Origin of the sequence: Paraburkholderia sp. SIMBA_053 (assembly GCF_046534895.1) — a bacterium.
In the GTDB taxonomy this organism is placed as follows: Bacteria; Pseudomonadota; Gammaproteobacteria; order Burkholderiales; family Burkholderiaceae; genus Paraburkholderia; species Paraburkholderia caledonica.
The window spans coordinates 1-242 of the sequence record NZ_JAWRXU010001522.1 but is presented as its reverse complement, the minus strand read 5'-3'; the positions used below and the strand labels follow the sequence as shown (position 1 = coordinate 242).

General features: G+C 73.6%; 1 protein-coding gene. It reads right to left on the bottom strand.

Translation table 11 applies throughout. The features are described 5' to 3' along the window. The coding region (locus SB753_RS40665; protein ID WP_410805625.1) for a hypothetical protein at positions 1 to 242 on the bottom strand (242 nt) is incomplete at both ends.

The following is a 242-nucleotide window of genomic DNA, read 5'->3' as shown; positions in this document are numbered from 1 at the left end:
AGCGCAGATCGGGGTCGACCACGAGCCCCGCGGGTACGTCGCCGTCGAGCAGGGCCCGCACCTGCTCGTGGTGCGCGTCGTCGAATGCGGATGCGGTCGCGAGCGCCCGTGCCCAGGACAGCTGCGCGTCGCTGCCGGCATCGGCGGCCTGCAGCGCACTCCACGCGGCATCCGTCCAACTGCGCTGGGCTGCAGCACGGTCGCCGTCCGCGACGAAGTGCCGGATGGCGTACGCGGCGTTC